Raw genomic sequence first — 26495 nt, 5'->3', positions numbered from 1 at the left:
GAGCGGGGTGCGCCGCATACCCTGATGGACGCGGGCAAGCGCGTTCCCCAAGGTGGACGTATTAGTTTCGTCGTGCTACAAACTCTGCATGGCTCTTTTCGACCTTCCCCTTGAACAGCTCCGCGAATACCGACCCGAGGTGCCCGAACCGGCCGACTTCGACGAGTTCTGGAAGAGCACCCTCACCGACGCCGCGGCCCACGACCTCGACGTCAGGATCGAGCCGGTCGCGACCGACCTGGTGACCCTGGAGGCGTTCGACCTCGTCTTCGCCGGGTTCGGCGGCCACCCGATCAAGGCCTGGCTGATCAAGCCGAAGGGCGTCGAAGGGCCCCTGCCCTGCGTCGTGGAGTACATCGGCTACTCCGGCGGCCGCTCCTACCCGTGGGCGCACACGACCTTCCCCGCCGCCGGCTGGGCCCACCTGGTCATGGACACCCGCGGCCAGGGCTTCGGCAACTGGCAGCCCGGCGACACCGGCGACCCGTACGGCACCACCGGACCCACCAACAAGGGCTGGATGACCCAGGGCCTCGAAGCCCCCGAGCACTACTACTACCGGCGCGTGTTCACCGACGCGCACCGCGCGGTCGACGTCGCCAAGGGCCTCGACGGGATCGACCCCGACCGGATCGTGGTCGCGGGCGGCAGCCAGGGCGGCGGCATCGCCCAGGCCGTCGGCGGCCTCCGCGACGACCTCGCCGGCGCGATGATCGACGTGCCGTTCCTGACCTACTTCCGCCGCGCCGCCACGATCACCGACTCCTACCCCTACAAGGAGATCGGCGAGTTCCTCTCCGGCCAGCGCCTGAGCGAGGAGCGGGCGTTCGCGACCCTCGACTACTTCGACGGCGTCAACTTCGCCGCCCGCGGCACCGCGCCCGCGCTCTACTCGGTGGCGCTGATGGACGACATCTGCCCGCCCTCCACCGTGTTCGCGGCGTACAACCGCTGGCAGGGCGAGAAGCGGATCTCCGTGTGGCCCTGGAACGGCCACGAAGGCGGCGGCATCCTCCAGCGCGGCGAGCACCTGAAATTCCTCGCCGAGAAGTAAACGGCGAAGCAGGGGGCGTGACCGGATCGGTCACGCCCCCCTCCCATGTCGTCTTACGGCTCGCGGATCTTCAACCGCTCCAGGGCCTGCTCGTGCAGCAGCCCGTTCGTCGCGAGCGCCGAGCCGCCGTCGGGCCCGGCCCGGCCGCGCAGGTCGGTGAAGGTCCCGCCCGCTTCCTCCACGATCAGCGCGAGTGGCGCCAGGTCCCAAAGGGCCACTTCGGGTTCGGCCGCGATGTCCACGGCCCCCTCCGCGAGCAGGCAGTACGAGTAGAAGTCGCCGAAGCCGCGCTCGCGCCACGCCTCGTGGAGCAGCGCCAGCATCGCGCCCTGGCGGTCGAGCTTGGCCCAGCCCGTGATCGAGGAGATGCTCACCGAGGCGTCTGCGAGCTTGCCGACCTTCGACACCTGGATCCGCTTGCCCGCGCGTTGGTCGCGGCCGGCGAACGCGCCCGCGCCCTTCATGGCCCACCAGCGGCGGCCGAGCGCGGGGGCGCTGACGACGCCGACGACGGGCTCGCCCCGGTCGAACAGGGCGATGAGCGTGGCCCAGATCGGCACGCCGCGAACGTAGTTGCGGGTGGCGTCGATCGGGTCGATGACCCACTTGCGGCCCGAGGCGCCGGGGTTGTCGCCGTACTCCTCGCCGAAGATCCCGTCGCGGGGGCGGGCGCGCCCGAGCGTGGAGCGCAGCACCTCCTCGATCGTGGTGTCCGCGTCGGAGACCTCGGTCATGTCCGGCTTCGAGGAGACCCGCAGGTCAGAGGAGCGGAACCGGCTGTGGCCGATCTGGGCGGCGCTGTCCGCGAGCAGGTGTGCGAGGCCGAGATCGTCGTTGTAGCTGGAGGTGGGCATGGCCTCATCCTACTGAGCCCGCGACGGTGCCCTCGACCAGCGAGGCAACGGGCAGGTGAACTAGTTCTTGGTGTCGGCCTCGTGGAGCGAGGCGAGGACGCGGCGGAACGAGGCGAGGCGGCCCGCGCGCGGGTCCTCGGGGCCGATGGCGGCGTCGAGGGCGCAGTCGCCGATCTCCGGCGTGTGCGTGCATCCGCGCGGGCAGTCCTGGGCGACCTCGAGGAGCTCGGGGAAGGCCTTGAGGATCGAGTCGGCGGTGACGTGCGCGAGCCCGAAGGAGCGCACGCCCGGCGTGTCGATGACCCAGCCGCCGCCCGGCAGCGCGAACGAGACGGTGCTGGTGGAGGTGTGGGAGCCCTTGCCGATCGAGCGGACCTCGCTGACGGCGCGCCCGGCGCCGGGCACGAGCCGGTTCACGAGGGTGGACTTGCCGACGCCGGAGTGCCCGAAGAACACGTTCTCCTTGTCGCGCAGCAGTTCCACGAGGTCGTCCAGAGGCGCGTCGGGCTCGGTCGTGGTGATGGTGAGGTCGAGCTGGGAGTAGTAGGCGCGGGCCTCGGCGACGAGTTCGGGGGCGAGGTCGTGCTTGGTCAGGCACAGCACGGGCGCGACCCCGGCGTCGTAGGCGGCGACGAGGCACCGGTCGACGAACCCGTAGCGCAGCGGCGGGTCGATGAGGCTGGCGACGACCACGAGCTGGTCGACGTTGGCGACGACGACGCGTTCGGTGGCGTTCTCGTCGTCCGCCGAGCGGCGCAGCTCCCCGTGGCGCGGTTCGATCCTGACGATCCGGGCGAGGGTGCCGGGGTTGCCGGAGCGGTCGCCGACGAGCGCGGCGCGGTCGCCGACCACGATGGACTGCTTGCCGAGTTCGCGGGCCTTCATGGCCGTGACGACGACGCCGTCGACGATGCACGTGTAGCGGCCGCGGTCGACCGCGGTCACGAACCCCTCCTGGGCGTGCGCGTGCTTGGGCCGGATCTTGGTGCGCGGGCGGGAGCGGCGGTTCGCCCGCACCTTGATGTCGTCCTCGTCCCACTCTTCTTCGTCGTCGGCGCCGTCAGCGGCGTCCCAGCCCGGTTGCGGCACTAGGCGTCGGCCTCCTCGGTCGAAGCGTTCCCGTGTCCGAGGACCGACTGCTCCCACACTTCGGCGAAGTCAGGCCAGGTCTTGGACACGCAGTTGACGTCGGAGAGCGTGAGCCCAGGGACGACCAGCCCGGCCACGGCGCCGGCGTGGGCCATGCGGTGGTCGGCGTAGGTCTCCCAGGTGCCGGTCGTGTGCCCGCCGCTGTTGACGCGGAAGCCGTCCTCGAACTCGTCCACGTCCGCGCCGATCTTGCGCAGCTCGGTGACGAGCGCGGTGACCCGGTCGGTCTCGTGGCCGCGGATGTGGGCGACGCCGCGGATCGTGAAGGGGCCCTTGTTGACGCCGAACAGCGCGGCGAGCGTGGGGGTGAGCTCGGCGGCGTCGGCGAGGTCGAGGTCCACCGGCTCGACCGAGGGCGAGCCGACGACCGTGAGGCCGCCGCGGCTCCACTCGACGCGGGAGCCGAGCTGGACGAGGAGGTCGCGGATCTTGTCCCCGGCCTGGGTGGTCTCGGTGGGCCAGCCCTCGACGGTGACCCGGCCGCCGACGGCGACGGCGGCGAGGAGGAACGGCGCGGCGTTCTGCAGGTCCGGTTCGATGACCCATTCGCGGCCCTGGAGCTCGCCGGGCGCGACCCGCCAGCGGTTCGGCTCGGAGTCGTCCACCTCGGCCCCGGCCTGGCGGAGCATGTGCACGACCATGTCGAGGTAGGGGCGGCTCGGGACGGGCCGGTCGCCGATGTGGCGCAGGTCCAGGCCCTGCTCGAAGCGGGGCGCGGCCATGAGGAGCGCGCTCACCAGCTGCGAGGTCTTGGAGGCGTCGATGTCGAGCGCGCCGCCCTTGACCGTGCCGGTGCCGTTCACGGTGAACGGCAGGGCGAGGCGCCCGCCGTCCTCGATCGCGACCCCGAGGTCCCGGAGGGCCTTGATGACGCCGTCGTTGGGGCGCTTGCGGGCGTGGGGGTCGCCGTCGAAGGCGACCGGACCGTCGGCGAGCGCCGCGACGGGGGGCAGGAACCGCATGACGGTCCCGGCGAGCCCGCAGTCGACCTCGGTGCCGCCCTTCAAGGTTGCGGGCGTGACGGTCCATACCTCGTCGTCGCCGGTGTCGACCGCGACGCCGATGGACCGCAGGCCCTCGACCATGAGCAGTGTGTCGCGGGCGATGAGGGGCCGCCGGATCATGGAGGGGCCGGAGGCGAGCGCGGCGAGGATGAGGGCGCGGGCCGTCATCGACTTCGAGCCGGGCACGCGGACGACCGCGTCCAGCTCGGCCTCCGCGAACGGAGTCTCCCAGCGGCGCGTCTTGGGGGCGGCGGTTGCGTTCACGCCGCCATTCTAGAGGCCCGCGAGCTGCGGACCCGAAGGTCGGCGCACCGGGGGTGGCGCGGGAGGGGCCGCGGCGACGAGCGCGCCGAAATTGAGGAGCCGGAGTGTCGGTGGCGGGCGCTACCGTGTGGGCATGTGCGGAAGGTACGCCAACAGCAAGTCGAGCCCGAGCATGGCGGCGCTCTTCGACGCCGCCGACCTCATCGCCGGTGCCTGGGACCCTCGATACAACATCGCGCCCACCACCCCCGCCCCCGTGGTGCGCCGCTCGAAGTCCCGCGATGAGCGCGTGGTCGAACTCGCCCGCTGGGGCCTCGTGCCGCCGTGGGCCTCAGACCCGGGCGTGGGCAACCGGATGTTCAACGCCCGCATAGAGACCGTCTCCACCTCGCGGGCCTACAAGCGGCCGTTCGCCTCCCGGCGCGCGCTCGTCCCGGCAGACGGCTGGTACGAGTGGCGCAAGCTCCCCGGCGGCGGCAAGCAGCCCTACTTCTTCACCCGCCCCGGCGGCGTCGTCTTCGCGGGCCTGTGGGACACCTGGAATCGCGGCGACGTCAACCTCATGACGTTCACCGTGCTCACCTGCCCGGCCGTGGACGAGGCGATGGCCACGGTCCACGACCGGATGCCGTACGTCCTGCCCCCCGAGCGGTTCGCCGCCTGGCTGGGGGAGGAGGACGCCGACGAAGGCGAGCTGCTCGCCGGACCGGCCCCCTCGCTCCCGGACGACCTCGAGATCCGGAAGGTGGGCCGCTCGGTCGGGCGCGCCGACAATGAGGGCTCCGAGCTCGTCCGTCCCGTCGACGTCGAGGAGGGCCCCACGACGATTCCAGGATTGTGAACTGAATCACTACTGGCCCTAGGTATCTGTACCCCAAGTCGTCGGTCTTTCGTGTACAAGCCGTCGCCGGCCGATAGGGAATCGCTTCCGTGTCGAGGTGATCGACACCGGAGGGGCCGGCGGCGGGGACTCTGCATCCAAAGGAAAGTGGGAGGCAGCAATGCGGCGAATCCGCCCCGATGAGGTAGCCCGAGCCCGGATGGACCCCCGGCTGCTCGATGCCGCCGAATACCGCAACGAGATCATCAGAGGTGCCTACCGGATGAGCGGCGACGCCTGGCTCCGCCAGGGCAACTGCGCCGACGCCGAGCCCGACGTCATGTACCCCGAACCCCGCGAGCCCATCGAGGAGGCGCTCGCGATGTGCGCGTCCTGCCCGGTGCGCACGCCCTGCCTGGTCCGGGCGCTCGAGGCCCGCGACCGCCACGGTGTCTGGGGGGCCACCGCGCCCCGCGAGCGCCGCGCGATGATCGAAGTCTGGAAGGACATCAACCCCTTGGCAGTCGGCGCCTAGCCGAGCCCGCCGAATCGAAAGCCGCGACCGCTGTGCCCCAGCGAAGGTCGCGGCTTTTCGCCGTCCCGGGGGACTTCTTTCGAGGGAATTCCAGCCTCCCCGGACCGGCGACGGTGTCATGTCCGCCGGCCCGGGGCAGGTACTGGGAGTTGACGCGCCGGTCTCCCGACGCGATCAGGACCCTTCCGGGTCCATTCACGATAACGACTCCACGCACCGAAAGTTTCCGTTTCCATCCATTAAGTACTGATTTCGGGTGATATTCCAAATTTCAACCACTTAATCCGAAATTGTGGGGATGCGACGGGCGGGCGCGGCGGATGTGGCGGATACGACTCGCGCGCTTTCGCGCAGGGCGGAATGAAGCCGTGCCGAACGCTGTTGTTCGGGACGAGTCTCCCGCCTCGGTGCGCCGGCCACACGCCGTGCGAGCTGCGGCGAAGGGGTTCACGGGCCACGAAGTCTGTCGAGAAGGAGCCCAACGCATGACCACCACCCTCCGCGGTCGCGAAGACGAGCGCCTCGCCGCGCTCCTGAGCGGCCCCGAATGGTCGCCGTCGCCGAACGGCGTCTCCCCGGTCGGCGGCGTCACGACCGCCGGTATTTCCTCCGCCCCCACCCGTACCGCTGCCGTAGGCTCGGAACTGGTCGGCTACGAGAGGGAGACGGTGACCGAGGCAGGCAGCGAGAACACCCAGGAGCGGCGCGAGCGGTTCGAGCGCGACGCGATGCCCCTGATCGACCAGCTCTACGGTGCCGCGCTGCGCATGACGCGCAACCCGGCCGACGCCGAGGACCTGGTGCAGGAGACGTTCCTCAAGGCCTACTCGAAGTTCCACCAGTTCCGCGAGGGCACGAACCTCAAGGCGTGGCTGTACCGGATCCTCACCAACACGTACATCAACTCGTACCGCAAGAAGAAGCGCCAGCCGCTGACCTCGCCCACTGACGAGATCACGGACTGGCAGCTCGCGGACGCCGAGTCGCACTCCGCCTCCGGGCTGCGCTCGGCCGAGACCGAGGCGCTCGACCACCTGCCGGACTCGGACGTCAAGGACGCCCTCCAGCAGCTCGGCGAGGACTTCCGCCTGACGGTCTACCTCGCGGACGTCGAAGGCTTCTCCTACAAGGAGATCGCCGACATCATGGGCACCCCGATCGGCACCGTCATGTCCCGGCTGCACCGGGGCCGGCGGCAGCTGCGCCAGCTGTTGAGCTCGTACGCCGCGGACCGCGGCCTTTCGCCCGCACGGGAGGGACAGCAGTGAGCGCCGAACCGGAGAAGCCCAAGCTCGACTGTCGCGAGGTCCTCGAAGAGGTCTACCTCTATCTCGACGAAGAGTGCTCCGACCGCCGCCGCGGCGTGATCCGCGACCATCTCGAAGAGTGCTCGCCCTGCCTCTCGGAGTACGGCATCGAGCAGGAGGTGCGCACGATCGTGCACCGCTGCTGCAGCCAGGAGAAGGCGCCCGACGACGTCAAGTCGCGCCTGCGCCAGAAGCTCAGCGCCATCGAGCAGGTCAGCGAGATCTTCAGCGAAGTCGCCGAGCGCGACCGCTGACCGGTCCGGCGCGCGCGACGCGCCGAGACCGCTCCTCCACATGCAAGCCGATCGGGCCCGCCCGCTGTACCGCCGTTCGGGCCCGACTGTGCTTTTTCGCAACCGCGGCTACCCGCAACGGTGGCTATCCGCAACCGTGCTGTCTGACACCCGCGCTGTCCGCATCCGTGCTGCCTGCAACCATGCTGTTCCCATCCGCGCGTCCGCAACCCGCGACGACCGCAGCCGTTCGAGGCCTGCGGCCGCCGGGTGACCAGGCGCTTTCCGAGAACCGCGTCGTCCTCCGTGCCTCGCGGTCATCCGGGAACCGCGCTGATGGAGGACTCCGCTCAGGAAGCCGCCTCCTCGGCGGCGTTGGCGCGGATCATGCCGATCGAGATCTGCAGCGACGCTTCGCGCAGGTCGTCGTCGGAGTCGTCCACGCGCGGATAGGTGATCCAGTTGCTGTAGAGCGTCGTGATCGCGTCCCACGCCCGGAGGCGGTGGATGAGCGGTGCGTCCGACTCGACGAGCAGCGCGTGCAGGCGCCGCTGGCGCAGCCTGAAGACCGACATGCGGTCGAGTCGCGTGAGCGCGGCCTGGTTGTTCTGCATGAACCGCAGCACCGGCACGTGCGCGCGGATGACCTCCGCGTAGCGGCGCAGCAGTTCGGTGCGGGTGTCGAGTTCCCGCGGCCTGGTGTCGCCCCAGTCGCAGATGCGGTCCAGGTCCTCCGCGTAGGAGTCGAAGAAGCTCGCCGCGATGTCTTCTTTGGTCTTGAAGTGGTAGTACAGCGCGGCCTTGGTGACGCCGAGCTGCTCGGCGATCTCCCGTAGAGAGGTGTGCTCGTAGCCGTGCTCGCTGAAGAGCGCGATCGCGGTCCGCTGGATCCGCTCTCGGGTGCTCGGCTGTTGCTGCTCGCGCGCATCGCGCGGCGCTTCGGTCATGTGGGCAATTCTCGTTCTGCGCCGGGTGTCCAGTGCGATCTGCGGGGCAGTCGCGGCCACGGCCGCCTGCCCCGCCACGCGCTAGCTGTTCGGGCGCTTCCCGTGGTTAGCGGACTTCTTCTTACGCGACTTGCGCTTGCGGGCTGCTTTCGCCACGGCTCCTCCTTGGTGGTCGGGAATTCAGGGGTCAACCTTACCGGCACCTGCGCGGGTGTACGGAGGGCAGTGGACACACTTCATTGACGGGCGCCCCGAGTCGTAGCAGGGTTGAGGTGCGGACACGGGAGCGGGGGAAGGGCCGACTGCGGTGGACGGGCGTGGCGACGGTCGACTACGCTTCATTATAAAGGTTTGTTTAATATTTTAGCGGTACCCGTTTCACAAGGAGCGTCAAGTGAACCAGCCCCAGGTCGGCGCCACCGACAACGCCAGCGCGGACGAACTAGCCACAATTACGGCTCGCAAGCAGCGCCGAGAGGGCAAAGGCATGGCCGCCGACATCGCCGAGCAGCCCGGCGTCTACGCCGACGTGCTCGACCACGGCGCCGCCGAGATCGCCCGCATCGCCGCGGTCATCGCCGAACGGCGCCCGCGCTCGGTGGTCTTCACCGCCCGGGGCACCTCCGACCACGCCGCGCTCTACGCGGCCTACCTCGCGGAGATCCGCCTGGGACTGCCCGCGAGCCTCGCCAGCCCTTCGGTCGTCACCGTCTACGACGCCCGGCCCGACTGGTCCGACTCCCTCGTCATCGCCGTCTCCCAGTCCGGCGGCTCGCCCGACCTCGCCCAGGTCGTGGCCGCCGCCCGCGCCTCCGGCGCCCTGACGCTCGCCGTCACCAACAACCCCGACTCCCGCCTCGCCGGCGAAGCCGAACTCCACCTCGACGTCCGCGCGGGACACGAGCGCGCCGTCGCGGCCACCAAGACCTACACGGCCGAACTGCTCACCCTCCTGCTCCTCATCGAGGGCATCCGCACCGGCACCGGCCGCCTCGACGCCGCCGAGGCCACCGCGATCGGCAAGCTCCCCGAACTCGCCCGCGGCGTGCTCGCCAACACCGACGCCGCCGAACTCGCCGGCCGCTACCGCTTCGCCTCCCGGTTCGTGACCACCGGCCGCGGCTACGCGTACCCGACCGCCCGTGAGACCGCGCTCAAGCTCATGGAGACCTCCTACCTCCCCTCGCTCGCGTTCTCCGGCGCCGACCTCCTCCACGGTCCCCTCGCCATGACCGACCCGGGCGTGCCCGTGCTCGCCGTCGTCGGCTCAGGCCCCGGCGGCCATGCAATGTGGAACGTCCTCACCCAACTCGGCAAGCAGCGCGCGGACGTGGTCGTCGTCGGCGCCGCCGACGTCCCGGGACAGACCGCCCGACTCGCCACCCCCGCCGTCGACGAACGCCTCGCCGCGCTCCTCGATATCCTTCCGCTGCAACAACTCGCGCTCCATCTCGCGATCGAGCGGGGCGAGAACCCCGACGCCCCGCGAGGTCTCAAGAAGGTCACGGAGACAGTGTGATCCCAGCTAGACGGGTGTAAGAGAAACGGGTGTTCACCTTCGGTTCACCGAGATGTTCACCCGTTTACCTACACTCTCTGTCATGCAGGCACCACCAGCCGCGCCGACCGGCACCACTGAAATCGTCTGGCACGAACGGCGATACCGGGCGCGAGCGATCGCGGGCGGCGCCGCATTCGAGATCTATTCGGACACTCGCGAAGACGGCTTCCACGCCACCGGCAACGGCTTCCACCGGTTCGTGCACGCCTCCGAGGTGACCAGCCCCGGCGGCGAACTGCTCCTCGCCGGCGTCGCCCCCCTCGCGATCCCGGTCATGCCCGGCGCCGACGCCGCCACCGTCCACCGGTACAGCCAGAACCCGCGCATCGGCCCCGCCGAACGCGCGCTCGTCTCCGCCGCGCGCGCCACCGCGTTCGTCACGGTCGGCACCCGCATGATCAAGCCGCTCAGCCGCCACCAGGTGGCCCGGCAACTCACCTCGGCGCCCCTCGTCAGCGGCGTCTGCTTCCGCGAGTTCGACGTCGCCCACCTGCGCACCCCCGACGACCGCGTGGTGCTCTGCGGCGACCCCGACGACGCCCGCGACACCTCGTTCGCGTTGCGCTGGAAGGCGATCTGCGCCTGCGACTACCAGAGCACCGAAGCCGCCAACTTCCCCGGACTCGTCAGCGTCCCCGGACGCGAGCGGCGCGGATCGATGATCCTCGGCACCGGGTTCCTCCCCAGCGGGACGCACCTCATCCCCGAGTTCGCGACCGCGGGCTTCGCCGACCTGCCGCTGACCGCGCGGGCCGAGATCCTCGCGTACACGCCCGACGGCTCGGAGATCTCGCTCTTCCAGTACCAGCCGCAGACCAGCGTGTGGGACCGCATGGCCGGCGCCCGGCACCGCGACCTCGTCAACCGCATCCCGGGCCTGGAGACCGGCCGGGCGCTCTTCCGCACCAACCCGTCCGTCCACGCCGGACTCATAGGCGACCACGAGGGCGAACGCGTCCCGGTGACCGCCGACCCCGGCCACGGGTTCAGCGTCTTCGCCCGCGGCGCCACGAGCCGCAGCCCGGTGACCCGCCCGCAGCGGTTCCACACGCGGGCGCGCTGGCGCGACATCGACGTGCTCGCGCTGGGCCGCAACGAGGACTGGGTGCGCGTGCGGTTGAGCCAACCCGACCTCGAATCGATCATGGCCACTGACGCGACCTGCGTCGAACGCGGCATCTACGAATGCTGGGCACCGCTCGGCGAGCTTGAAAACCCGCGCATGGCCGTGGTCGACTACCCGAACGGCAGCCCCCGCGCCCTCTGCTGACCGCACCGCGACCTTCGCCGCCCTTGGCCTTGGGCTCAGCACGGTGGCGCGGCGAGCCTCCGCGCGCCAGCGCGGAGGTCCCTCCGATTCCCCTTTGCCCTTCAGCGAAGGTCTGGTCGATCGCGCTCACCTCCTTCGGGGCCCCTCCCCCCGCCCCCGCCCCACCCACCCCTTGTCTTCGGATGCGGTGCGCACCGCATTAATGGACTTGTCGTGTTGCCGTGTCGCGCGCTGGCAGCGCTCGGGTGTTGAGCTTGTGCGGTCCCCTTTCATGTTGCAGTCCTGGGCTTTCGGTCCAATCGGTGCCAGAGCCAGAGCCAGAGCCAGAGCCAGTGTGTGACTGTGCCGGCCTTGGCTCTGGTGTGTGGCGGGGCTCGGGCTCGGTTCGCTGTCACGAGTGGCTTCCTCTCGAGAGGCGCCAGCGGTTGTCGATGCGGTCTACCCAGCCGGTCTGGAGGAGGCGGTCGAGCGTTTCGGCGGCGATGTCCGCCGGGACTCCGGCGGCTGCCGCCAGGCGGGTCGTTTCGACCACGTAGCCCCTCGGGAGGGACTCGACGAGGCGGGCTTCGATCTCCGTCAACCTGTCGAAGGGCCGACGCTGGGGCGGCGGCGGTGTCGCCAGTGGTCCGCCGATGCCGGTCAGGTCCTCGATCACCTCCTCGGCGCGGGTGACCAGGCGGGCTTCCCATGGCTCCCTTGCCAGTTGGTGTGCGCCTGCTGACATCGAGGAGGTCACCGGTCCCGGGGTGAACATCAGGACGCGTCCGAGCTCGGCCGCGTACCGGGCCGTGTTGCGGGCACCGGAGCGGTGAGCGGCTTCGATGACCACCGTGCCGGCGGTCAGAGCCGCAATGACTCGGTTCCGAGTCAGGAAGCGGTGCTTCATGACCGTGGTCCCCGGCGGCCATTCGCTGACGATCAGGCCGCGTTCGGCGATGAGGTTGAACATCGAGTGGTTGCCCTTCGGGTAGGGCAGCTCCACCCCGCAGGCCAGGACCGAAACGGTCGACCCGCCTCGTGCCAGCGCGCCGAGATGCGCGGCCCGGTCGATGCCGAAGGCGCCGCCGGAGACGATGGTCCAGCCCGCCTCGGTCAGCTCGGCCGCGAGGTCGTCTGCGAGATGCTGGCCGTACTCGGTCGCAGCCCTTGCGCCGACGATCGCCACCGAACGGCGGCACAAGCGGTCCAGATCCTGCTCACCGCGCACCCAGAGACAGCGAGGCGGTCGCACATGCGGTTCGTCGGCGTCGCACACGAGCAGCAGGTCGCGGAGCTGGTCGGGCCAGTCGGGATCGCCTGGGATCAGGACGCGGGCACCGCACTCCTCAGTGGCGGCCGCGATGTCGGCGGCCCGGGCTGCCGGATCGTGGGTGCACGAGACGATCGCGCTCGTGATCCGCTGCAGCCGTTCGGGAACCTCGCCTTCCCAGAGGCGTTTGACGACCTCGATCGGGCCGATCTCGCCCAGGAGGTCGTCAAGTTCTGCGTCGCCCGGCTCGATCATCGAGGACAAGAGCATGAGGGCGAGGCGAGGGTCGTCGGGCAGGTTCGTCACGGTTCCTCCTCGGTGTTCGGTGTTCGGTGTTCGGTGTGTCGATGTCGTTGGGGAGTTCGGCGGCGGTAACAGTCGTCGTGGGTCGTGGGTCGTGGGTCGTGGGTCGTGGGTCGTGGGTCGTGGGTCGTGGGTCGTGGGTCGTGGGTCGTGGGTCGTGGGTCGTGGGTCGTGGGTCGTGGGTCGTGGGTCGTGGGTCGTGGGGCGTGGGTCGTGGGTCGTGGGTCGTGGGTCGTGGGTCGTGGGTCGTGGGTCGTGGGTCGTGGGTCGTGGGGCGTGGGTCGTGGGGCGGCCGAGTGGTCAGCTGAGCGTGTAGCCGATTCGCAGTTCGCTGGCGACGGTGATGTCCTCTGCCGTCGGGCGGTCGTGGTCTCTCAGGTCGGCGATCGTCCATGCGAGCTTGAGGATTCGGTCGTACCCCCGGGCCGTGATCCGCTCCTTCATCAGCAGGTCGTCGACGCTCTTCCTGATCGGCGTCGGCAGTCGCCACCGCTGCGACCGCAACGCCGGACCGGGGACCTCGCTGTTGCACTGCCACCCCTCACCCGCCTCGGACCACCGCGCCGTGGCCGCCTCTCTGGCTCTCGCCACCCGCTTCGCCACCTGCTCGGACGGCTCGGCCTCTGACAGCTCGGCGAGGATCGCCGAGGGCGGCACCGCCGGGAGGTCCACTCGCAGGTCGATCCGGTCCATCAGCGGCCGCGAGATCCTCGGCAGATAGCCGCGCTTCACCTGCGGGGTGCAGGTGCAGTCGTATGGCTTGTTCGGCGCGCACGGGCAGGGGTTGGCCGCCAAGACGAGGATGACCTTGGCCGGGTAGCAGATCGAAGTGTTCGCCCTCCTGATGCGCACCTCGCCGCTTTCCAAGGGCTGGCGCAGTGAGTCCAGGACCGATCGCTTCCATTCGGGCGCCTCATCGACGAACAGCACGCCCCGGTGCGCGAGGGCCAGCGAGCCCGGTCCCACGAAGCCGGTGCCGCCTCCGATCAAGGCCTGCATGGTGATCGAGTGGTGCGGGGCCTCGAAGGGCGCATGGCGCATCAGCGTCGCCGCGCCTCCGGAGAAGCGGCCTCGGAGCGAATGCAGCGAGGTGACCTCCACGGCTTCGGCGTCGGTCAGTGGCGGCAGGATCGACGGCAGGCGCTCGGCCAGCATGGTCTTGCCCGCGCCCGGGGGACCGACCATCAGCATGTGGTGGCCTCCCGCCGCCGCGATCTCGAGGGCGCGGCGGGCGGCCGGTTGGCCGCGCACGTCGGCGAGGTCCGGCAGCGGCGGCGGTGCGTCCGGGGCCGTTCGCACCACCGGGTCGAGGGTGGTCTGGCCGAACAGCCAGGCCACGAGCGTCGCCAGATCGCGCGGGGCGTAGACCGCGAGGCCGTCGACGAGGGAGGCTTCCGCGGCGTTCTCCGGGGAGACGATCGCGGTGCGCAGCCCGGATTTCCGGGCTTCCATGAGCGCCGGGAGCGTGCCGGGCACGGCGCGGAGTGTGCCGTCGAGGCCGAGCTCTGAGAGCAGGACCGTGTCGTTCAGCTGCTCGGTCGGCAGGGTGTCGTCGGCGCACATGATGGTGAGCGCCAGTGCGAGGTCGGCGGCCGATCCGGTGGTCGGGAGTGATGCCGGACCAAAGTTGACAGTTACGGATTTGTCTGGAAATCGCAGCGCGGAGTTCGCCATTGCGGAGCGGACGCGGGTCTGCGCCTGGTTGACGACGCTGTCGGGCAGGCCTGACATGCGGACCGTGTCCGTGCCCTTCGCGGAGGACTTGAAGACGGAGGCTTCGACGGTGACCATTACGGCGGTTGCGCCGATCATGCAGACGGTGCTGGTGCGCGCATAACCCATGGCGGTCCCCTTGGCGGTGTTCGAGTGCGAGTCGCCGCCGGCCGGTGACGGTGAGGGCGAGGCGGTCGATCCGCCAGGGCTGGTCGGTGCGGCAGTGCTGCTTGAGCCAGGCGCGGGCGAGCTTCTCGATCCGGTGGAGCTTGTCGCCGTCGACCGCGCCGAGCGGGCCGCCGTACCGGTCGGAGCGACGGGTCTTGACCTCGCAGAAGACGACGGTGTCGGCGGTGCGGGCGATGAGGTCGAGTTCGCCGAGGCGGTGGCGCCAGTTGCGGGCGAGGATCTGCATGCGGTCGCGCTGGAGGTGGGCGGCGGCGAGCCGTTCGCCGAGCCGGCCGAGCTGGTGCGGGCTGAGCCGTCTCAGGTTCACGGGGTCCGGCAGTGGCGGAGTCTCGTGGCGTTGCGCGGGCGGTGCGGCGATGGAGGCGGGCGGGTTCACGGTCGGGCCTCCGCTCGGCCGGGGCGGGGGAGCAGGCGGACCTTGCCGGCGCCGAAGAGGAGCATCGGGTCGAGGTAGAGCGGGCCGCGCTTGAGGCCGAGGTGGAGGCAGGTCCGGCCGGGGCAGGAGTCGTGGCCCGGTTGGAGGTGTCCGATCGTCTGGCCCGCAGTGACCGTGGCGCCGGCGGCGACGAGGGGTTCGACCGGTTCGTAGGTGGTGCGGAGGCCGTTGTCATGGACGATGCTGACCACGCCTCGTCCGGCGAGGTCGTCTGCGAAGACCACGGTGCCCGCGCCTGCGGCGGTGACGGGGAGTTCGGTTTCCGCGGCGAGGTCGACGCCGCGGTGGCCCGGGAGCCATGGTTCGGGCGGCGGGTCGAAGCGGGTGAGGAGGTCGAGGGTGCCGACGGGGGAGCGCCAGGGTCCGTGCGTGGCGGATTGCTCGGGGGCGGGCGGTTCGGCCTTGGCGAGCGCGGGGGCGGCGATGACGGCTGCGGCCAGGAGTGATGCGGTTATGAGGCTGGTGACGATTGCTTTGTGTAGTTGTCGCATGACTCAATGCTGACCGGGGTGCCCGGTATCGGCAACAGAAAGTTTTCTGCCTGTGGATAACTTTGTTCGGATGGGTTGCGACCTGCTCGTCTGGTTCACGAGGTATCGGAACCCGAGTGTGTTTCGGCATGCCGGGTTTGATGCGAGCGGCGATTGCGTCTGTCACTGCGGTCCACCGCGTTCGTAGTGCGCACGGGGGTTTGAGTACACTGATCGGAGCGGTACGGGGCCCTTGCGCCCTGAACCGACTTCGCGCGCTCGCCGCGGCCCGACCTCCATCGCACGCCCTGCAGGGGCGCACTGCGACGGATGCGGTCCGGCCCTAGCGATCTCCCAGGTCCGGGACTTCCCGGTTGCAGATCGCCGGAGGCGAGCGCCAGGCGCGGGACGCCCGGACTTCGGGCGCCTCCCGCGAATGAACCAGGGAACGAAAGGAATACAACCGTGTCGGTTGTCACTATGCGTCAGCTCCTCGAGAGCGGCGTGCACTTCGGTCACCAGACCCGTCGCTGGAACCCGAAGATGAAGCGGTTCATCCTCACCGACCGCAACGGCATCTACATCATCGACCTGCGCCAGTCGGTCGACTTCGCGGTCAAGGCCCACGACTTCGTCAAGAACGTCGTCGCCGAGGGCGGCGAGGTCCTGTTCGTGGGCACCAAGAAGCAGGCCCAGGAGGCCGTTTCCGAGCAGGCCCTGCGCGTCGGGATGCCGTTCGTGAACCACCGCTGGCTCGGCGGCATGCTCACCAACTTCCAGACGATCCAGAAGCGCCTCATGCGCCTCAAGGAACTCGAGATCATCGAGGCCAACGGTGCGGCGAACCGCACCAAGAAGGAAATGCTCCAGCTGATGCGCGAGAAGGACAAGCTCGAGCGCACGCTCGGCGGCCTCCGCGACATGGAGAAGACCCCGGCCGCGATCTGGATCGTCGACACCAAGAAAGAGCACATCGCCGTCGACGAGGCCCGCAAGCTCGGCATCCCGATCGTCGCGATCCTCGACACCAACTGCGACCCCGACGAGGTCGACTTCCCGATCCCCGGCAACGACGACGCGATCCGCTCCGTCGCCCTGCTGACCAAGGTCATCGCCGACGGTGTCGCCGAGGGCCTGCTGGCCCGCTCCGGCGGCCAGGTCGAGAAGGGCGAGGGCGAGCCGCTCGCGGACTGGGAGAAGGAACTGCTCTCGACCGACGCGACCGAAGCCGCCGTCGAGGCCGCAGAGAACACCGAAGAGTCCGTGAAGGTCGTCGAGCCGTCCGGCGAGAAGACCGTCGAAGACGAGAAGTAAGAAGGGGAGCAATGGCCAACTTCACGATGGCTGACGTCAAGAAGCTCCGGGAAGCCACCGGCTCCGGGATGATGGACGTCAAGAAGGCCCTCGAAGCGGCTGACGGCGACTACGACGCCGCCCTTGAGGCCCTGCGCATCAAGGGTGCCAAGGACGTCGGCAAGCGCGCCGAGCGCACCACGGCCCAGGGCCTGGTCGCGCAGTCCGGCAACACGCTGCTCGAGCTGCTGTGCGAGACCGACTTCGTCGCCAAGAACGGCGCGTTCATCGAGCTCGCCCAGACGCTGGTCGAGCTGGCCGACGAGGTCCGCCCCGCGGACGCCGAGGCCTTCGCCAAGGCCGAGCTGAACGGCAAGGCCGTCGCCGAGGTCATCGCCGAGGAGTCGGTGAAGCTCGGCGAGAAGCTCGCCCTCGGGCGCGTCGGCTCGCTCCAAGGCGACGTCGCGGTCTACATGCACCGCAAGGCCGCCGACCTCCCGCCGGCCGTCGGCATCATCGTCTCGTACACCGGTGACGCCGAAGCCGCCCGCCAGGTCGGCATGCAGGCCGCCGCGATGCGTCCGAAGTACCTCACCAGCGACGAGGTCCCGGCCGAGATCATCGAGGCCGAGAAGCGCGTCGCACTCGAGACCGCCAAGGAAGAGGGCAAGCCCGAGCGCGCCTGGGACAAGATCGTGGAAGGCAAGGTCAACGCCTACTTCCGTGACTTCGCCCTGCTCTCGCAGACCTCGGTCCTCGACAACAAGAAGTCCGTGTCCCAGGTGCTCGCCGAGGCGGGCACCGAGGTCACCGGCTTCATCCGCTACGAAGTCGGCCTGGACTAGCAAGTAGCCCGCACGCGCGGACTACACTGGCTCCAGCCGTGAGCACGGAAAGGGGCGGCGGCGCAGGCCGCCGCCCCGTTCCATGCCCGGAGAAAGCAGCGCCCGCGCCCTCGAGCGCCGCCGCACGCCAGGCCGCCACCGCGGCCGGAGCGAGCGCGGCCCGGCGCGGGCAGTACGGTCAACGGCAGCGCAGCCGCCAGGGTCACGTCAGAGCAGGGGAGTGCCATGAGTCAAGACACGTACCGCCGGGTCGTGCTGAAACTGTCAGGTGAGGCCTTCGGCGGCGGCGCCGTCGGCGTCGACCCCGATGTCGTCCAGGCCGTCGCGCGCCAGATCGCGGCCGGCGTCGCCGCGGGCGTCCAAGTGGCCATCGTCGTCGGCGGCGGCAACTTCTTCCGCGGGGCCGAACTCCAGCGCCGCGGCATGGACCGCGCCCGCGCCGACTACATGGGCATGCTCGGCACCGTCATGAACTGCCTCGCCCTCCAGGACTTCCTGGAGAAGGAAGGCGTCGACACCCGCGTCCAGACCGCCATCGCCATGGCCCAGGTCGCTGAGGCCTACCTGCCGCTGCGCGCCATCCGCCACCTCGAGAAGGGCCGCGTCGTCATCTTCGGCGCCGGCGCCGGCATGCCGTACTTCTCCACCGACACCGTCGCCGCCCAGCGCGCCCTCGAGATCGGCGCGCAGGTCGTGCTCGTCAGCAAGAACGGCGTCGACGCCGTCTACACCGCCGACCCGCGCACCGACCCCGACGCCCAGCGACTCGACGACATCACCTTCGACGAGGCCCTCAAGCGCGAGCTCATGGTCGTCGATCAGGCCGCCTTCAGCCTCTGCAAGGACAACGCCCTGCCGATGCTCGTCTTCGGCGCCGACGACGACGGCAACCTCCGCCGCGCCATCATCGGCGAACAGCTCGGCACCCTCATCCACGCCGCCGACGACTGACCCGCGCGGACGCCGGCCGCCCGCAAGGGACAGACAGGCCGCGTCCGACGACATCCACGCCACCGAGCCACGCCGCCGGGACGGTACGGTCAGAAGTGCTGTCAGGCCGCGAGAGAATGTGAGAAAGCCGTGATTGACGACACCCTCCTCGAAGCCGAGGAGAAGATGGAGCGGGCCATCGAGCACGCCAAGGAGGAATTCGCCGCCATTCGCACCGGCCGCGCATCCTCCTCAATGTTCAACCGGATCACCGTCGACTACTACGGCGCGCCCACCCCCATCCCGCAGGTCGCCTCCATCGCGATCCCCGAGCCGCGCATGGTCATCGTCAAGCCCTTCGACGCCTCCCAGATGAAGGACATCGAGGACGCGATCCGCAACTCGAACCTCGGCGTCAACCCCTCCAACGAGGGCACCCAGCTGCGCCTGAACCTGCCTCCCATGACCGAGGAGCGCCGCCGCGAGATGATCAAGGTCGCCAAGACCAAGGGCGAGGACGCCAAGATCGCCATCCGCAACGTCCGCCGCAAGGCCAAGGACGAGATCGGCAAGGCCGTCAAGGACGGCGAGGTCTCCGAGGACGAGGGCCACTCGGGCGAGAAGGAGCTCGACGACCTCACCGGCCGCTTCGTCAAGAACGTCGACGAGCTCATGAGCTCCAAAGAGTCCGAGCTGCTCGAGATCTGATGAACGCCCTTCCCGACGGACCGCCCGGCCGTCGCCCGCAACCGTCGCCGGACGGGCGAGGGCCCGGCGCCGCCGAGACCGACCCCGACGACCGCAAGCCCAAGGCCGGCCGCAACCTCCCCGTCGCCATCGGCGCCGGGCTCGGCATGGCCGCGGTCGTCCTGGCCTCGCTCCTGATCTGGCCCACCGCCTTCCTCGGCGTCGCCGTCATCGCCGTCGCCGTCGCCTGCTGGGAGACCGGCACCGCGATGCACAAGGGCGGCCGGAACGTCCCGGTGATCCCGCTGGCCGCCGCCGGCGCGCTCATCGTGGTCCTCGCCTGGTTCGGCGGCGCCACCGGCCTCCTGCTCGGCACGGCCGTCGGCGTGGCCGCACTGTTCGTGTGGCGCCTCTCCGAAGGCGCCACCGGCTACCGCACCGACACCGCCGCCTCCGCGCTCCTGCTCGTCCAGGTCCCCTTCCTGGCCGGGTTCATCATGCTGCTCGCGAACGCCGACAACGACTCGGCGCGCTGGATCGACGGCGCCGCCGCGCAGGTCATCATCGCGCTGTTCACCGTCGTCTGCTCCGACACCGGCGGCTACACCGCCGGCGTCCTGTTCGGGCGCCACCAGATGACCCCGCGCATCAGCCCCAAGAAGTCCTGGGAGGGCCTCGGCGGATCCGTCGTGGCCGCCGCCATAGGCGGTTCCGTCACCCTGTGGCTGTTCTTCGACGTGCCCTTCCCGTTGGGCGTGGCGTTCGGCGTGTGCGTCGCGCTGGCCGCTACGTTGGGGGACCTGTCCGTCTCGCTGCTGAAGCGGGACCTCGGCATCAAGGACATGAGCAATCTCATTCCCGGCCATGGCGGGGTCATGGACCGGCTCGACTCGATCCTCATGGTCGCCCCAGTGGCTTACGTGTGGTTCCGTTACCTGCTCGGGTGATGTGTCCTGATTGGTGTATCCGTACAAGGAGGGCCCGGGGTGAATTCCATGATCCGGGGTTGGCGGGTTCCGGTCCTGTCATGCGAGACTAGGTCGTGACATGTCTGTAGCACTCACGTTGACCGAACCGCGCCCCCGCAAGGCTGCGCCGCGGCACCTCGCCGACCTCGACCTGGCCGGGTGCCAGTCCGTCCTCTCCGAGATCGGACAGCCCGCCTTCCGCGCCAAGCAGCTGCGACAGCAGTACTTCGGCCGCCACGTCGGCGACGCGTCCCTCATGACCGACCTGCCCGCCGCCGCGCGCGAGGCCATCGGCGAGGCGCTGCTCCCGCAGCTGCTCAGCCCGGTGCGCGTCGACTCGTGCGACGACGGCCGGACCGTCAAGGCCGTATGGCGCCTCTACGACGGCGCGCTCGTCGAGAGCGTCATCATGGCGTACCCGGACCGGGTGACCGCGTGCGTGTCCTCGCAGGCCGGCTGCGGCATGGCCTGCCCGTTCTGCGCCACCGGCCAGGGCGGCCTCGACCGCAACCTCACCACCGCCGAGATCGTCGACCAGGTGGTCGCCGCCGCGCGGCTCGCCGAGGAGCGCGGTCTGGGGCGGCTCTCGAACATCGTGTTCATGGGCATGGGCGAGCCTCTCGCGAACTGGGCGCGACTCAAGTCCGCGCTGCACCTCATCACCAAGCCGGTGCCCGACGGGATCGGGATCTCGGCCCGGAACGTCACCGTCTCCACGGTCGGCCTCGTGCCCACCATCAAGAAGCTCTCGGAGGAGGGCCTGCCGGTGCGACTGGCGGTCTCGCTCCACGCCCCCGACGACGAGCTGCGCGACGAGCTCGTCCCCATCAACACCCGCTGGAAGGTCGCCGAAGTGCTCGACGCGGCCTGGGAGTACGCTCGGGTGACGAAACGTCGTGTTTCGATCGAGTACGCGATGATCAGGGACGTCAACGACCAGCCTTGGCGGGCGGACCTCCTCGGGAAGCTGCTCGCGGGCAAACTCGTGCACGTCAACCTGATTCCATTGAACCCGACTCCGGGAAGCCGCTGGGACGCCAGTCCCAAGCCGGTCGAAGCGGAGTTCGTACGGCGGCTGCGAGCCGCGGGTGTGTCCACGACGGTGCGCGATACGCGCGGCCAAGAGATCGACGGCGCCTGCGGGCAGCTGGCCGCTTCGGTCCGGGAGGCCGGCACGCCCGGCCGCGCCGGTGCGAAGCCGCTCGGCGCCTCTGGCGCCGAGGATTAGGCGGAGAAGGGTGGCTTGGTAGTGGCGAGTCATGGTGACCGGTTCCGGCGCCGGGCGTTGAGCCGGGGCTACAAGGTCGACGAGGTCGATGCGTTCCTCGACCGCGTCGAGGCGACCCTCGCCGGGGAGCCGGTGGGCAGCCCCGTGTCGGCCGACGAGGTCGACGACGTCGTCTTCAGGGTCCGCTTCGGCGGCTACGACGAGTGGCAGGTGGACGTCTACCTCGACCGGGTCGCGCGCCAGCTCGCCGAGCTCGAGGAGCGCGGTGTCCTCGGCACCGCACCCGCCCCCGACTACGGGAAGGCCGAGGTCGGCGCTGCCTCTTCGGGGCAGCTTGCAAGCCGTCAATTCGATGAGCCTCCGCCGATGCAGGCGGGCCCCGGGTCGCGGCGCGCCCCCGAACCCCAGGCGACGCAGGTCATTCCCGCTGCGACGCAAGCGATCCCCGCACACGAGATGATGGGCGCCCGTGAAATGGCGCCCCCTCCCACTCCCGAACCGGTCGGCCGCGGACGCGGCGCCTCGCGCGGTGCGGCGGTTCCCCCGCCCCCTGACAACGAGGGCTTCGGCGACCTGCGCGGCGGCGACGACGAGGGCTTCGGCTTCCTCGCCGGTCCCCCCGACGACGACTACGACGACCCGTTCGCCAAGCGCAACGGCGCCGGCCAGGACTTCGGTCGCGGCGGCCCGAACGACTTCGGACCCGGCCAAGGCGACTTCGGACGCGGCGGCCAGGGCGACTTCGGGCCCGGTCAAGGCGACTTCGGCGGGCAGCGCGGTGCCAACGGCAGCAACGGCTTCGGCCCGCGCGGCGGCGCGCCTGAACCCGCCGGGTTCGGCAACGAGTACGGCGCGCCCGAGCCTGCCGGCTTCGGGAACGAGTACGGCGCTCCTGAGCCCGCCGGTTTCGGCAATGAGTACGGCGCTCCCGAGCCTGCAACTTTCGGCAACGAGTACGGCGCCCCGCGCGGTCCCGAGCCGGTGCGGGGCGACTTCGCCCCGCCGACGCAGGCGGTGCCCCGCGCCGGGATGCCGATGCACGACGGCCCGCAGGCCGGGCCGATCCCGCACGGCGCCACCGAGCAGCTTCCGCTGCAGTCCGACCCGCGTCGCGGCGGCTTCGGTCCGAATGACATCCCGAGCCCGTTCGGTCAGAACGACGCCCCGGGCGGCTTCGCGCCGAACGAGGCACCCGGCGGTTTCGGTCCGAACGACGCCCCGGGCGTCTACGGCCAGGGCCGACGGTCCGCTCCCGATCCCGCGCCCGGGTTCGGCGCGGCCTACGACGACGAGTTCAGCGACACCGGGAGCCGCCGCGGCATGCCGCAGCAGCCCCCGATGCAGCAGCAGCCGCCCATGCAGGGCGGCCACCAGGGCCCGCCGTCAGGCGCGATCCCGCAGGCCGGCCGTTACAGCCAGCCCGAACCCGAGCCGATGCCGCCCGCGGCACCGACCCAGGCGATCCCGCAGAACCTCGTGAACGGCATGGGCCAGAACCCGATGGGCCGCCCCGAGCCGCAGCAGTCCGACCCGTACGGCGGCGCCCCGCGCGGCCGCGAGTACGGCCAGGGCGGCGGGTTCGGACAGCAGCCGCCGGAGGACACCGGATACGGCCGCCGCGCGGCCGCACCGAGCCCGCCCCTGCAGCAGGGCTTCGACCGCGGCCCGCAGCACGAGCCGACGGGCGGCTTCGGCGCTCCCGTGGGACCGCCTCCCGGTCCCGCCGACCACGGCGCGTTCGGACCGCAAGGCGGACCGCAGGGCGCTCCGCCCGCGCCCCCGTCAGACCCGGGGTTCGGCCAGCAGGGCGCCCCTCGCGGCGCCGCCACCCCGCCGGACTTCGGCCGCCGCAACCCGTACGAGGGCCGCGGCGCGTTCGAGGCCCCCGGCCGGCACGGCCGCGAGGAGATGACGACCGAGATGCGGGCGTCCGACTCCCCGTTCACCCCGGACGACGTGCAGCGCCTGGAGCAGATGCGCCGGGCCTTCCAGCCGCGCCGCTTCGGCTCGGGCTACGACCCCAGCCAGGTGGACCAGATGTTCGACGCGGTCTCCGCGGCGATGACCGGGCGCAACCCGGTCCCGCTCTCGGACCGCGAACTCGACACGAGCCAGTTCTCCCTGGTCCAGGGCGGGTACTTCGAGGCTGAAGTGGACTCGGCGCTGCGCGAGGTGCGCGAGATGTTCGCCCGCCGCGGCATGATGCACTAGCGAGAGTACGAAGCAGGGCGGGTCCGCGATCGCGGACCCGCCCTCTCATGTTCGTGGCCCCGCGCGCAGAGCGCCGGGGGCGGCGCTAGCGCAGGCCGGTCTTGCGCATCCAGGCGTCGGAGACGATGACGCCCAGGAGCACCACGACGGTGATGCCGATGAAGACGTCCTCGATCCAGCCCTGGTGGTTGCCGAACAGGTACGCCAGGTTGATGACGATGGCGACGCTCAGCGCGGTGTACAGGGCCTTGCGGCTGGTGGGCTTGCGCTGGGCGGGCGAGAGCACCTGCTCTTCTGCGGCCATGTGACTTCCTCCGAGCTCTTCGTTGTTCGGCCACAGTCTCCCACGCCACAAGCCCGAACGTCGGGGCCCCGTCGATGCTGTGACTTGTAGAGTTGAGGCGTCGTCGTCCTCCTGTCCGGAAGGGTCACTGTGCGAATCACCGGTACTGGCCACGCCAGCATGTTCATCGAGACCGCCGCGGGGTCGATCCTGTGCGATCCCTGGGTGAACCCCGCCTACTTCGCCTCGTGGTTCCCCTTCCCCGACAACTCGCAGCTGGACTGGGACACCCTCGGGCAGGCCGACTACCTGTACGTCTCGCACCTCCACCGCGACCACTTCGACGAGGAGAACCTCTCGGAGCACATCAGCAAGGACACGACGGTCCTGCTGCCGGAGTACCCCACCGCGGAGCTGGAGTCGGAGCTGCGGGCCCTGGGCTTCCACAAGTTCATCAAGACCGTCTCCGAGGAGATCGTGGAGCTCCCCGGCGGCGTCAAGGTCATGATCCAGGCGCTCACGAGCCCCACGGACGGCCCGATCGGCGACTCGTCGCTGTGGGTCGAGGACGCCGACGGGACCCGCCTGTTCAACCAGAACGACGCGCGGCCCACCGATATGAGCGTGTTCCTGCAGCACGGCAAGATCCACGCCCACCTGCTGCAGTTCTCGGGCGCGATCTGGTTCCCGATGGTCTACGAGCTGCCCGACAACGCCAAGCGCGCCTTCGGGAAGCAGAAGCGCGAGCGCGGCTTCGACCGCTCGCTGCGCTACATCGACGACGTCAAGGGCGACTGGGTCTTCCCGATCGCCGGCCCGCCCTGCTTCCTCGACGACTCGCTGTACCAGTTCAACGACGTGTTCGGCGACGAGGGCAACATCTTCCCCGACCAGATGTCCTACGTGGAGTGGCTGGAGGAGCAGGGCCGCAAGCAGAACATCATCCTGCTGCCCGGCTCGGTGGCCGAGGTCAGCGCCGACGGCTCCGCCTCGGTCGAGCACCCCGTCGACGACATCCGCGAGTGGTTCAAGAACAAGAAGCAGCACCTCGACGAGTACAAGGAGCGGATGCAGCCGCGCCTCGAAGCCGAGAAGGCCTCCTGGTCGCACCCGGAGATCGACGTCCTGGAGACGCTGCGCGAGCGCATCGAGCCGCTCATGGAGTCGGCCGAGCACATCGCCACGGGCATCGGCGGCCCCGTCCGCTTCGACCTCACCGCCCCCGATTCCGAACAAGTGGTCGAGTCGATCGTCTTCGACTTCCTCGAGCGCAGGATCTACCACGACGACGGCGCGAAGGTCCGCTACCGGTTCCGCACCGAGCGGCGCCTCATCGAGCACCTGCTGCACATCCGCGAGGTCGACTGGGTCAACTCGCTGTTTCTCTCGTGCCGCTTCACTGCGGCGCGCATCGGCCAGTACAACGAGTACGTGTACGCGTTCTTCAAGTGCCTCTCCGAGGAACGGCTGCAGTACGCGGAGGGCTGGTACGCCGAGCAGCGCCCCGACGACGAGGACATCACGGTGCAGGGCTGGCAGTTCCAGCGCCGCTGCCCGCACCTCAAGGCCGACCTCTCGGTGTTCGGCAAGGTCGAGGAGGGCGTCCTCACCTGCCAGATGCACGGCTGGAAGTGGAACCTCAAGTCCGGCAAGTGCATGACGAGCGTCGGGCACGACATCCGAAGCGCTCGCGCTGAGGATGCTTGAGCAGGGTCGAAGCGCTCGCGCCGAAGAGGGCGCGGTGGAAGCGTCGTAAGACGAGACGGCCGGACCGGAGGGTCCGGCCGTTCACTGCTCCATGCCGAAGTCGCGCAGCATGGACTTGATCTGGGCCTTGTAGAACTCGTCGATGTTGTTCTGCACCGGCAGCGACCCGAAGGCCTCCATGGTGACCAGGCCGAACACCCGCACCCACGCTGAAGTGAACGCGAACACCCACGACACGGGGAGGCGCTCGCCGATGATCATCAGCGAGCAGCTCTCGATGAGCTCCTGCTGGAGCCCGTCGGACATCTCGGGCAGGGTGACCGAGCCGAACTCGAATCCCTCGCCCTCGGTCTGGCGGTAGAACTGGGCGAGTTCGCGCCCGCAGAGCTGGGCGTGCTCCATCGACTTCAGGGTGACCGCGTCGAACTCGAGACTGTCGATGGTCTTCGGGTCGGCGCAGATCGACATCGCGCTGTTGCCCTCGGGATAGCTGATCATGAGTTCGAATTCGCGGCGGTTGCCCACTGACCAGGCACGGAACGCCCAGACCCAGGCCTTCATCCGATCGAGGTGCGCTTCAGGCGGCGCTTCGTCCATCGCGGCGCGCGTCGCAGCGATAAGTTCGTCATAGAGGTCGCAGACGAGTTGGATGAGCAGCGCGTCGAGGCTGTCGAAGTACCGGTACAGCGCGGCGGGCGTCACGCCGACCTCGCGGGCGATGGCCCGCAGCGAGATGCCGCTCGGGCCGTGCTGCAGCAGCTGGCCTCTGGCGCTCGCCTTGATCTCGGCGATCGTCTCGGCGCGCATCCGTTCGCGACGGGACGGGCCTCCCGCGGTGTTCGAGGTCACTGCTCTCCTCAGGCTACAACTTGGTTAACGGTGTTGACTCTACCGATGGGCGTTTATTAGAGTGAACACCGTTAGCAAACTAATCAACGCTCACCATCCTACCGCCAGGCGCCCCTCGTGCACCAGCGGTCAATGC

General features: G+C 69.9%; 24 protein-coding genes and 2 pseudogenes. 15 read left to right on the top strand and 11 right to left on the bottom strand.

The genetic code is table 11. From position 1 onward, the window contains the following. Positions 1–88 precede the first annotated feature (88 nt). Positions 89–1054, top strand: a complete 966-nt coding sequence (locus O2L52_RS05845; RefSeq protein ID WP_270114396.1) for an acetylxylan esterase — start codon at positions 89–91, stop codon at positions 1052–1054. 53 nt (positions 1055–1107) lie between these two features. Here O2L52_RS05845 and hisN read toward each other — a convergent pair whose 3' ends face one another. The 3 genes from hisN to aroA are packed head-to-tail and all read right to left on the bottom strand — an operon-like array spanning position 1108 to position 4325. After that, on the bottom strand, positions 1108–1908 hold the full coding sequence (hisN, locus tag O2L52_RS05840; RefSeq protein WP_270114395.1) for a histidinol-phosphatase: 801 nt from the start codon (positions 1906–1908) through the stop codon (positions 1108–1110). A 60-nt stretch (positions 1909–1968) separates the two neighbouring features. Beyond that, positions 1969–2997, bottom strand: a complete 1029-nt coding sequence (gene rsgA, locus O2L52_RS05835; protein ID WP_270114394.1) for a ribosome small subunit-dependent GTPase A — start codon at positions 2995–2997, stop codon at positions 1969–1971. Next, positions 2997–4325 (bottom strand): 3-phosphoshikimate 1-carboxyvinyltransferase, encoded by a 1329-nt coding sequence (gene aroA, locus O2L52_RS05830; protein ID WP_270114393.1) that lies wholly within the window; start codon positions 4323–4325, stop codon positions 2997–2999. The genes rsgA and aroA overlap by 1 nt, the downstream gene beginning before the upstream one ends. A gap of 133 nt (positions 4326–4458) precedes the next feature. Between aroA and O2L52_RS05825 the strand changes: the two genes are divergently transcribed. The 4 genes from O2L52_RS05825 (at position 4459) to rsrA (ending at position 7241) form a co-directional block, all read left to right on the top strand. After that, on the top strand, positions 4459–5166 hold the full coding sequence (locus O2L52_RS05825) for an SOS response-associated peptidase (protein WP_270114392.1): 708 nt from the start codon (positions 4459–4461) through the stop codon (positions 5164–5166). A gap of 199 nt (positions 5167–5365) precedes the next feature. Continuing rightward, positions 5366–5680 carry a WhiB family transcriptional regulator gene (locus O2L52_RS05820; protein ID WP_270114391.1) on the top strand — a complete coding sequence of 105 codons (315 nt, stop codon included), beginning with the start codon at positions 5366–5368 and terminating at the stop codon, positions 5678–5680. A gap of 485 nt (positions 5681–6165) precedes the next feature. Then, positions 6166–6948 (top strand): sigma-70 family RNA polymerase sigma factor, encoded by a 783-nt coding sequence (locus tag O2L52_RS05815; RefSeq protein WP_270114390.1) that lies wholly within the window; start codon positions 6166–6168, stop codon positions 6946–6948. Further along, positions 6945–7241 carry a mycothiol system anti-sigma-R factor gene (gene rsrA, locus O2L52_RS05810; RefSeq protein WP_270114389.1) on the top strand — a complete coding sequence of 99 codons (297 nt, stop codon included), beginning with the start codon at positions 6945–6947 and terminating at the stop codon, positions 7239–7241. The genes O2L52_RS05815 and rsrA overlap by 4 nt, the downstream gene beginning before the upstream one ends. 329 nt (positions 7242–7570) lie before the next feature. Here rsrA and O2L52_RS05805 read toward each other — a convergent pair whose 3' ends face one another. Then, positions 7571–8167: a TetR/AcrR family transcriptional regulator gene (locus O2L52_RS05805; protein WP_270114388.1), complete on the bottom strand. Its 597-nt coding sequence runs from the start codon at positions 8165–8167 to the stop codon at positions 7571–7573. An 81-nt stretch (positions 8168–8248) separates the two neighbouring features. After that, complete coding sequence (locus O2L52_RS25425; RefSeq protein WP_373897052.1) at positions 8249–8323, bottom strand: 50S ribosomal protein bL37; 75 nt, start codon at positions 8321–8323, stop codon at positions 8249–8251. Positions 8324–8654: 331 nt separating this feature from the next. On the opposite strand from O2L52_RS25425, the gene O2L52_RS05800 reads away from it, so the two are divergent. Both O2L52_RS05800 and O2L52_RS05795 read left to right on the top strand, forming a co-directional pair. Then, positions 8655–9686 (top strand): SIS domain-containing protein, encoded by a 1032-nt coding sequence (locus O2L52_RS05800; RefSeq protein ID WP_344472627.1) that lies wholly within the window; start codon positions 8655–8657, stop codon positions 9684–9686. 82 nt (positions 9687–9768) lie between these two features. Then, entirely contained in the window at positions 9769–10998 is a 1230-nt protein-coding gene (locus O2L52_RS05795; protein ID WP_270114386.1) for a hypothetical protein, read from the top strand. 391 nt (positions 10999–11389) lie between these two features. Here O2L52_RS05795 and dprA read toward each other — a convergent pair whose 3' ends face one another. From dprA to O2L52_RS05780, 4 genes and pseudogenes are all read right to left on the bottom strand, one after another. Next, a complete protein-coding gene (gene dprA, locus O2L52_RS05790) occupies positions 11390–12553 on the bottom strand; it encodes a DNA-processing protein DprA (protein WP_270114385.1) in 1164 nt (387 codons plus the stop codon). 297 nt (positions 12554–12850) lie between these two features. Beyond that, positions 12851–14392, bottom strand: a complete 1542-nt coding sequence (locus O2L52_RS05785) for a YifB family Mg chelatase-like AAA ATPase (RefSeq protein WP_270114384.1) — start codon at positions 14390–14392, stop codon at positions 12851–12853. A gap of 19 nt (positions 14393–14411) precedes the next feature. Continuing rightward, positions 14412–14759: pseudogene (locus tag O2L52_RS25420) on the bottom strand (YraN family protein); the annotation flags it as partial. Between the two features lie 65 nt (positions 14760–14824). Continuing rightward, positions 14825–15379 (bottom strand): murein hydrolase activator EnvC family protein, encoded by a 555-nt coding sequence (locus O2L52_RS05780; RefSeq protein ID WP_270114383.1) that lies wholly within the window; start codon positions 15377–15379, stop codon positions 14825–14827. Between the two features lie 444 nt (positions 15380–15823). Between O2L52_RS05780 and rpsB the strand changes: the two genes are divergently transcribed. The 7 genes and pseudogenes from rpsB to O2L52_RS25560 all read left to right on the top strand — a co-directional run. Continuing rightward, positions 15824–16672 (top strand): 30S ribosomal protein S2, encoded by an 849-nt coding sequence (rpsB, locus tag O2L52_RS05775; protein ID WP_270114382.1) that lies wholly within the window; start codon positions 15824–15826, stop codon positions 16670–16672. A gap of 11 nt (positions 16673–16683) precedes the next feature. Next, positions 16684–17496: a translation elongation factor Ts gene (tsf, locus tag O2L52_RS05770; protein ID WP_270114381.1), complete on the top strand. Its 813-nt coding sequence runs from the start codon at positions 16684–16686 to the stop codon at positions 17494–17496. Between the two features lie 225 nt (positions 17497–17721). Then, the gene (gene pyrH, locus O2L52_RS05765; RefSeq protein WP_270114380.1) at positions 17722–18447 is read left to right on the top strand and encodes a UMP kinase; all 726 of its coding nucleotides are present in this window, start codon (positions 17722–17724) and stop codon (positions 18445–18447) included. A gap of 129 nt (positions 18448–18576) precedes the next feature. After that, positions 18577–19134 carry a ribosome recycling factor gene (gene frr, locus O2L52_RS05760; RefSeq protein ID WP_270114379.1) on the top strand — a complete coding sequence of 186 codons (558 nt, stop codon included), beginning with the start codon at positions 18577–18579 and terminating at the stop codon, positions 19132–19134. Beyond that, positions 19134–20060 carry a phosphatidate cytidylyltransferase gene (locus O2L52_RS05755; protein ID WP_270114378.1) on the top strand — a complete coding sequence of 309 codons (927 nt, stop codon included), beginning with the start codon at positions 19134–19136 and terminating at the stop codon, positions 20058–20060. Before frr ends, O2L52_RS05755 begins: the two co-directional genes overlap by 1 nt. Positions 20061–20160: 100 nt before the next feature. Next, a complete protein-coding gene (gene rlmN, locus O2L52_RS05750) occupies positions 20161–21309 on the top strand; it encodes a dual-specificity RNA methyltransferase RlmN (protein WP_270114377.1) in 1149 nt (382 codons plus the stop codon). Between the two features lie 21 nt (positions 21310–21330). Continuing rightward, a pseudogene (locus O2L52_RS25560) lies at positions 21331–21618 on the top strand (DivIVA domain-containing protein); the annotation flags it as partial. A gap of 1987 nt (positions 21619–23605) precedes the next feature. Here O2L52_RS25560 and O2L52_RS05740 read toward each other — a convergent pair. Continuing rightward, positions 23606–23824 carry a hypothetical protein gene (locus O2L52_RS05740; RefSeq protein ID WP_270114375.1) on the bottom strand — a complete coding sequence of 73 codons (219 nt, stop codon included), beginning with the start codon at positions 23822–23824 and terminating at the stop codon, positions 23606–23608. A 129-nt stretch (positions 23825–23953) separates the two neighbouring features. On the opposite strand from O2L52_RS05740, the gene O2L52_RS05735 reads away from it, so the two are divergent. Continuing rightward, positions 23954–25510 (top strand): Rieske 2Fe-2S domain-containing protein, encoded by a 1557-nt coding sequence (locus O2L52_RS05735; protein WP_270114374.1) that lies wholly within the window; start codon positions 23954–23956, stop codon positions 25508–25510. 81 nt (positions 25511–25591) lie between these two features. Here the strand turns inward: O2L52_RS05735 and O2L52_RS05730 are convergent, their stop codons facing one another. Beyond that, the gene (locus O2L52_RS05730; RefSeq protein WP_270114373.1) at positions 25592–26359 is read right to left on the bottom strand and encodes a TetR/AcrR family transcriptional regulator; all 768 of its coding nucleotides are present in this window, start codon (positions 26357–26359) and stop codon (positions 25592–25594) included. Between the last annotated feature and the right edge of the window lie 136 nt (positions 26360–26495).

It is taken from the genome of Glycomyces algeriensis, assembly GCF_027622855.1.
Lineage (GTDB): Bacteria > Actinomycetota > Actinomycetes > Mycobacteriales > Micromonosporaceae > Glycomyces > Glycomyces algeriensis.
This window is presented reverse-complemented; position numbering and strand designations above follow the sequence as displayed.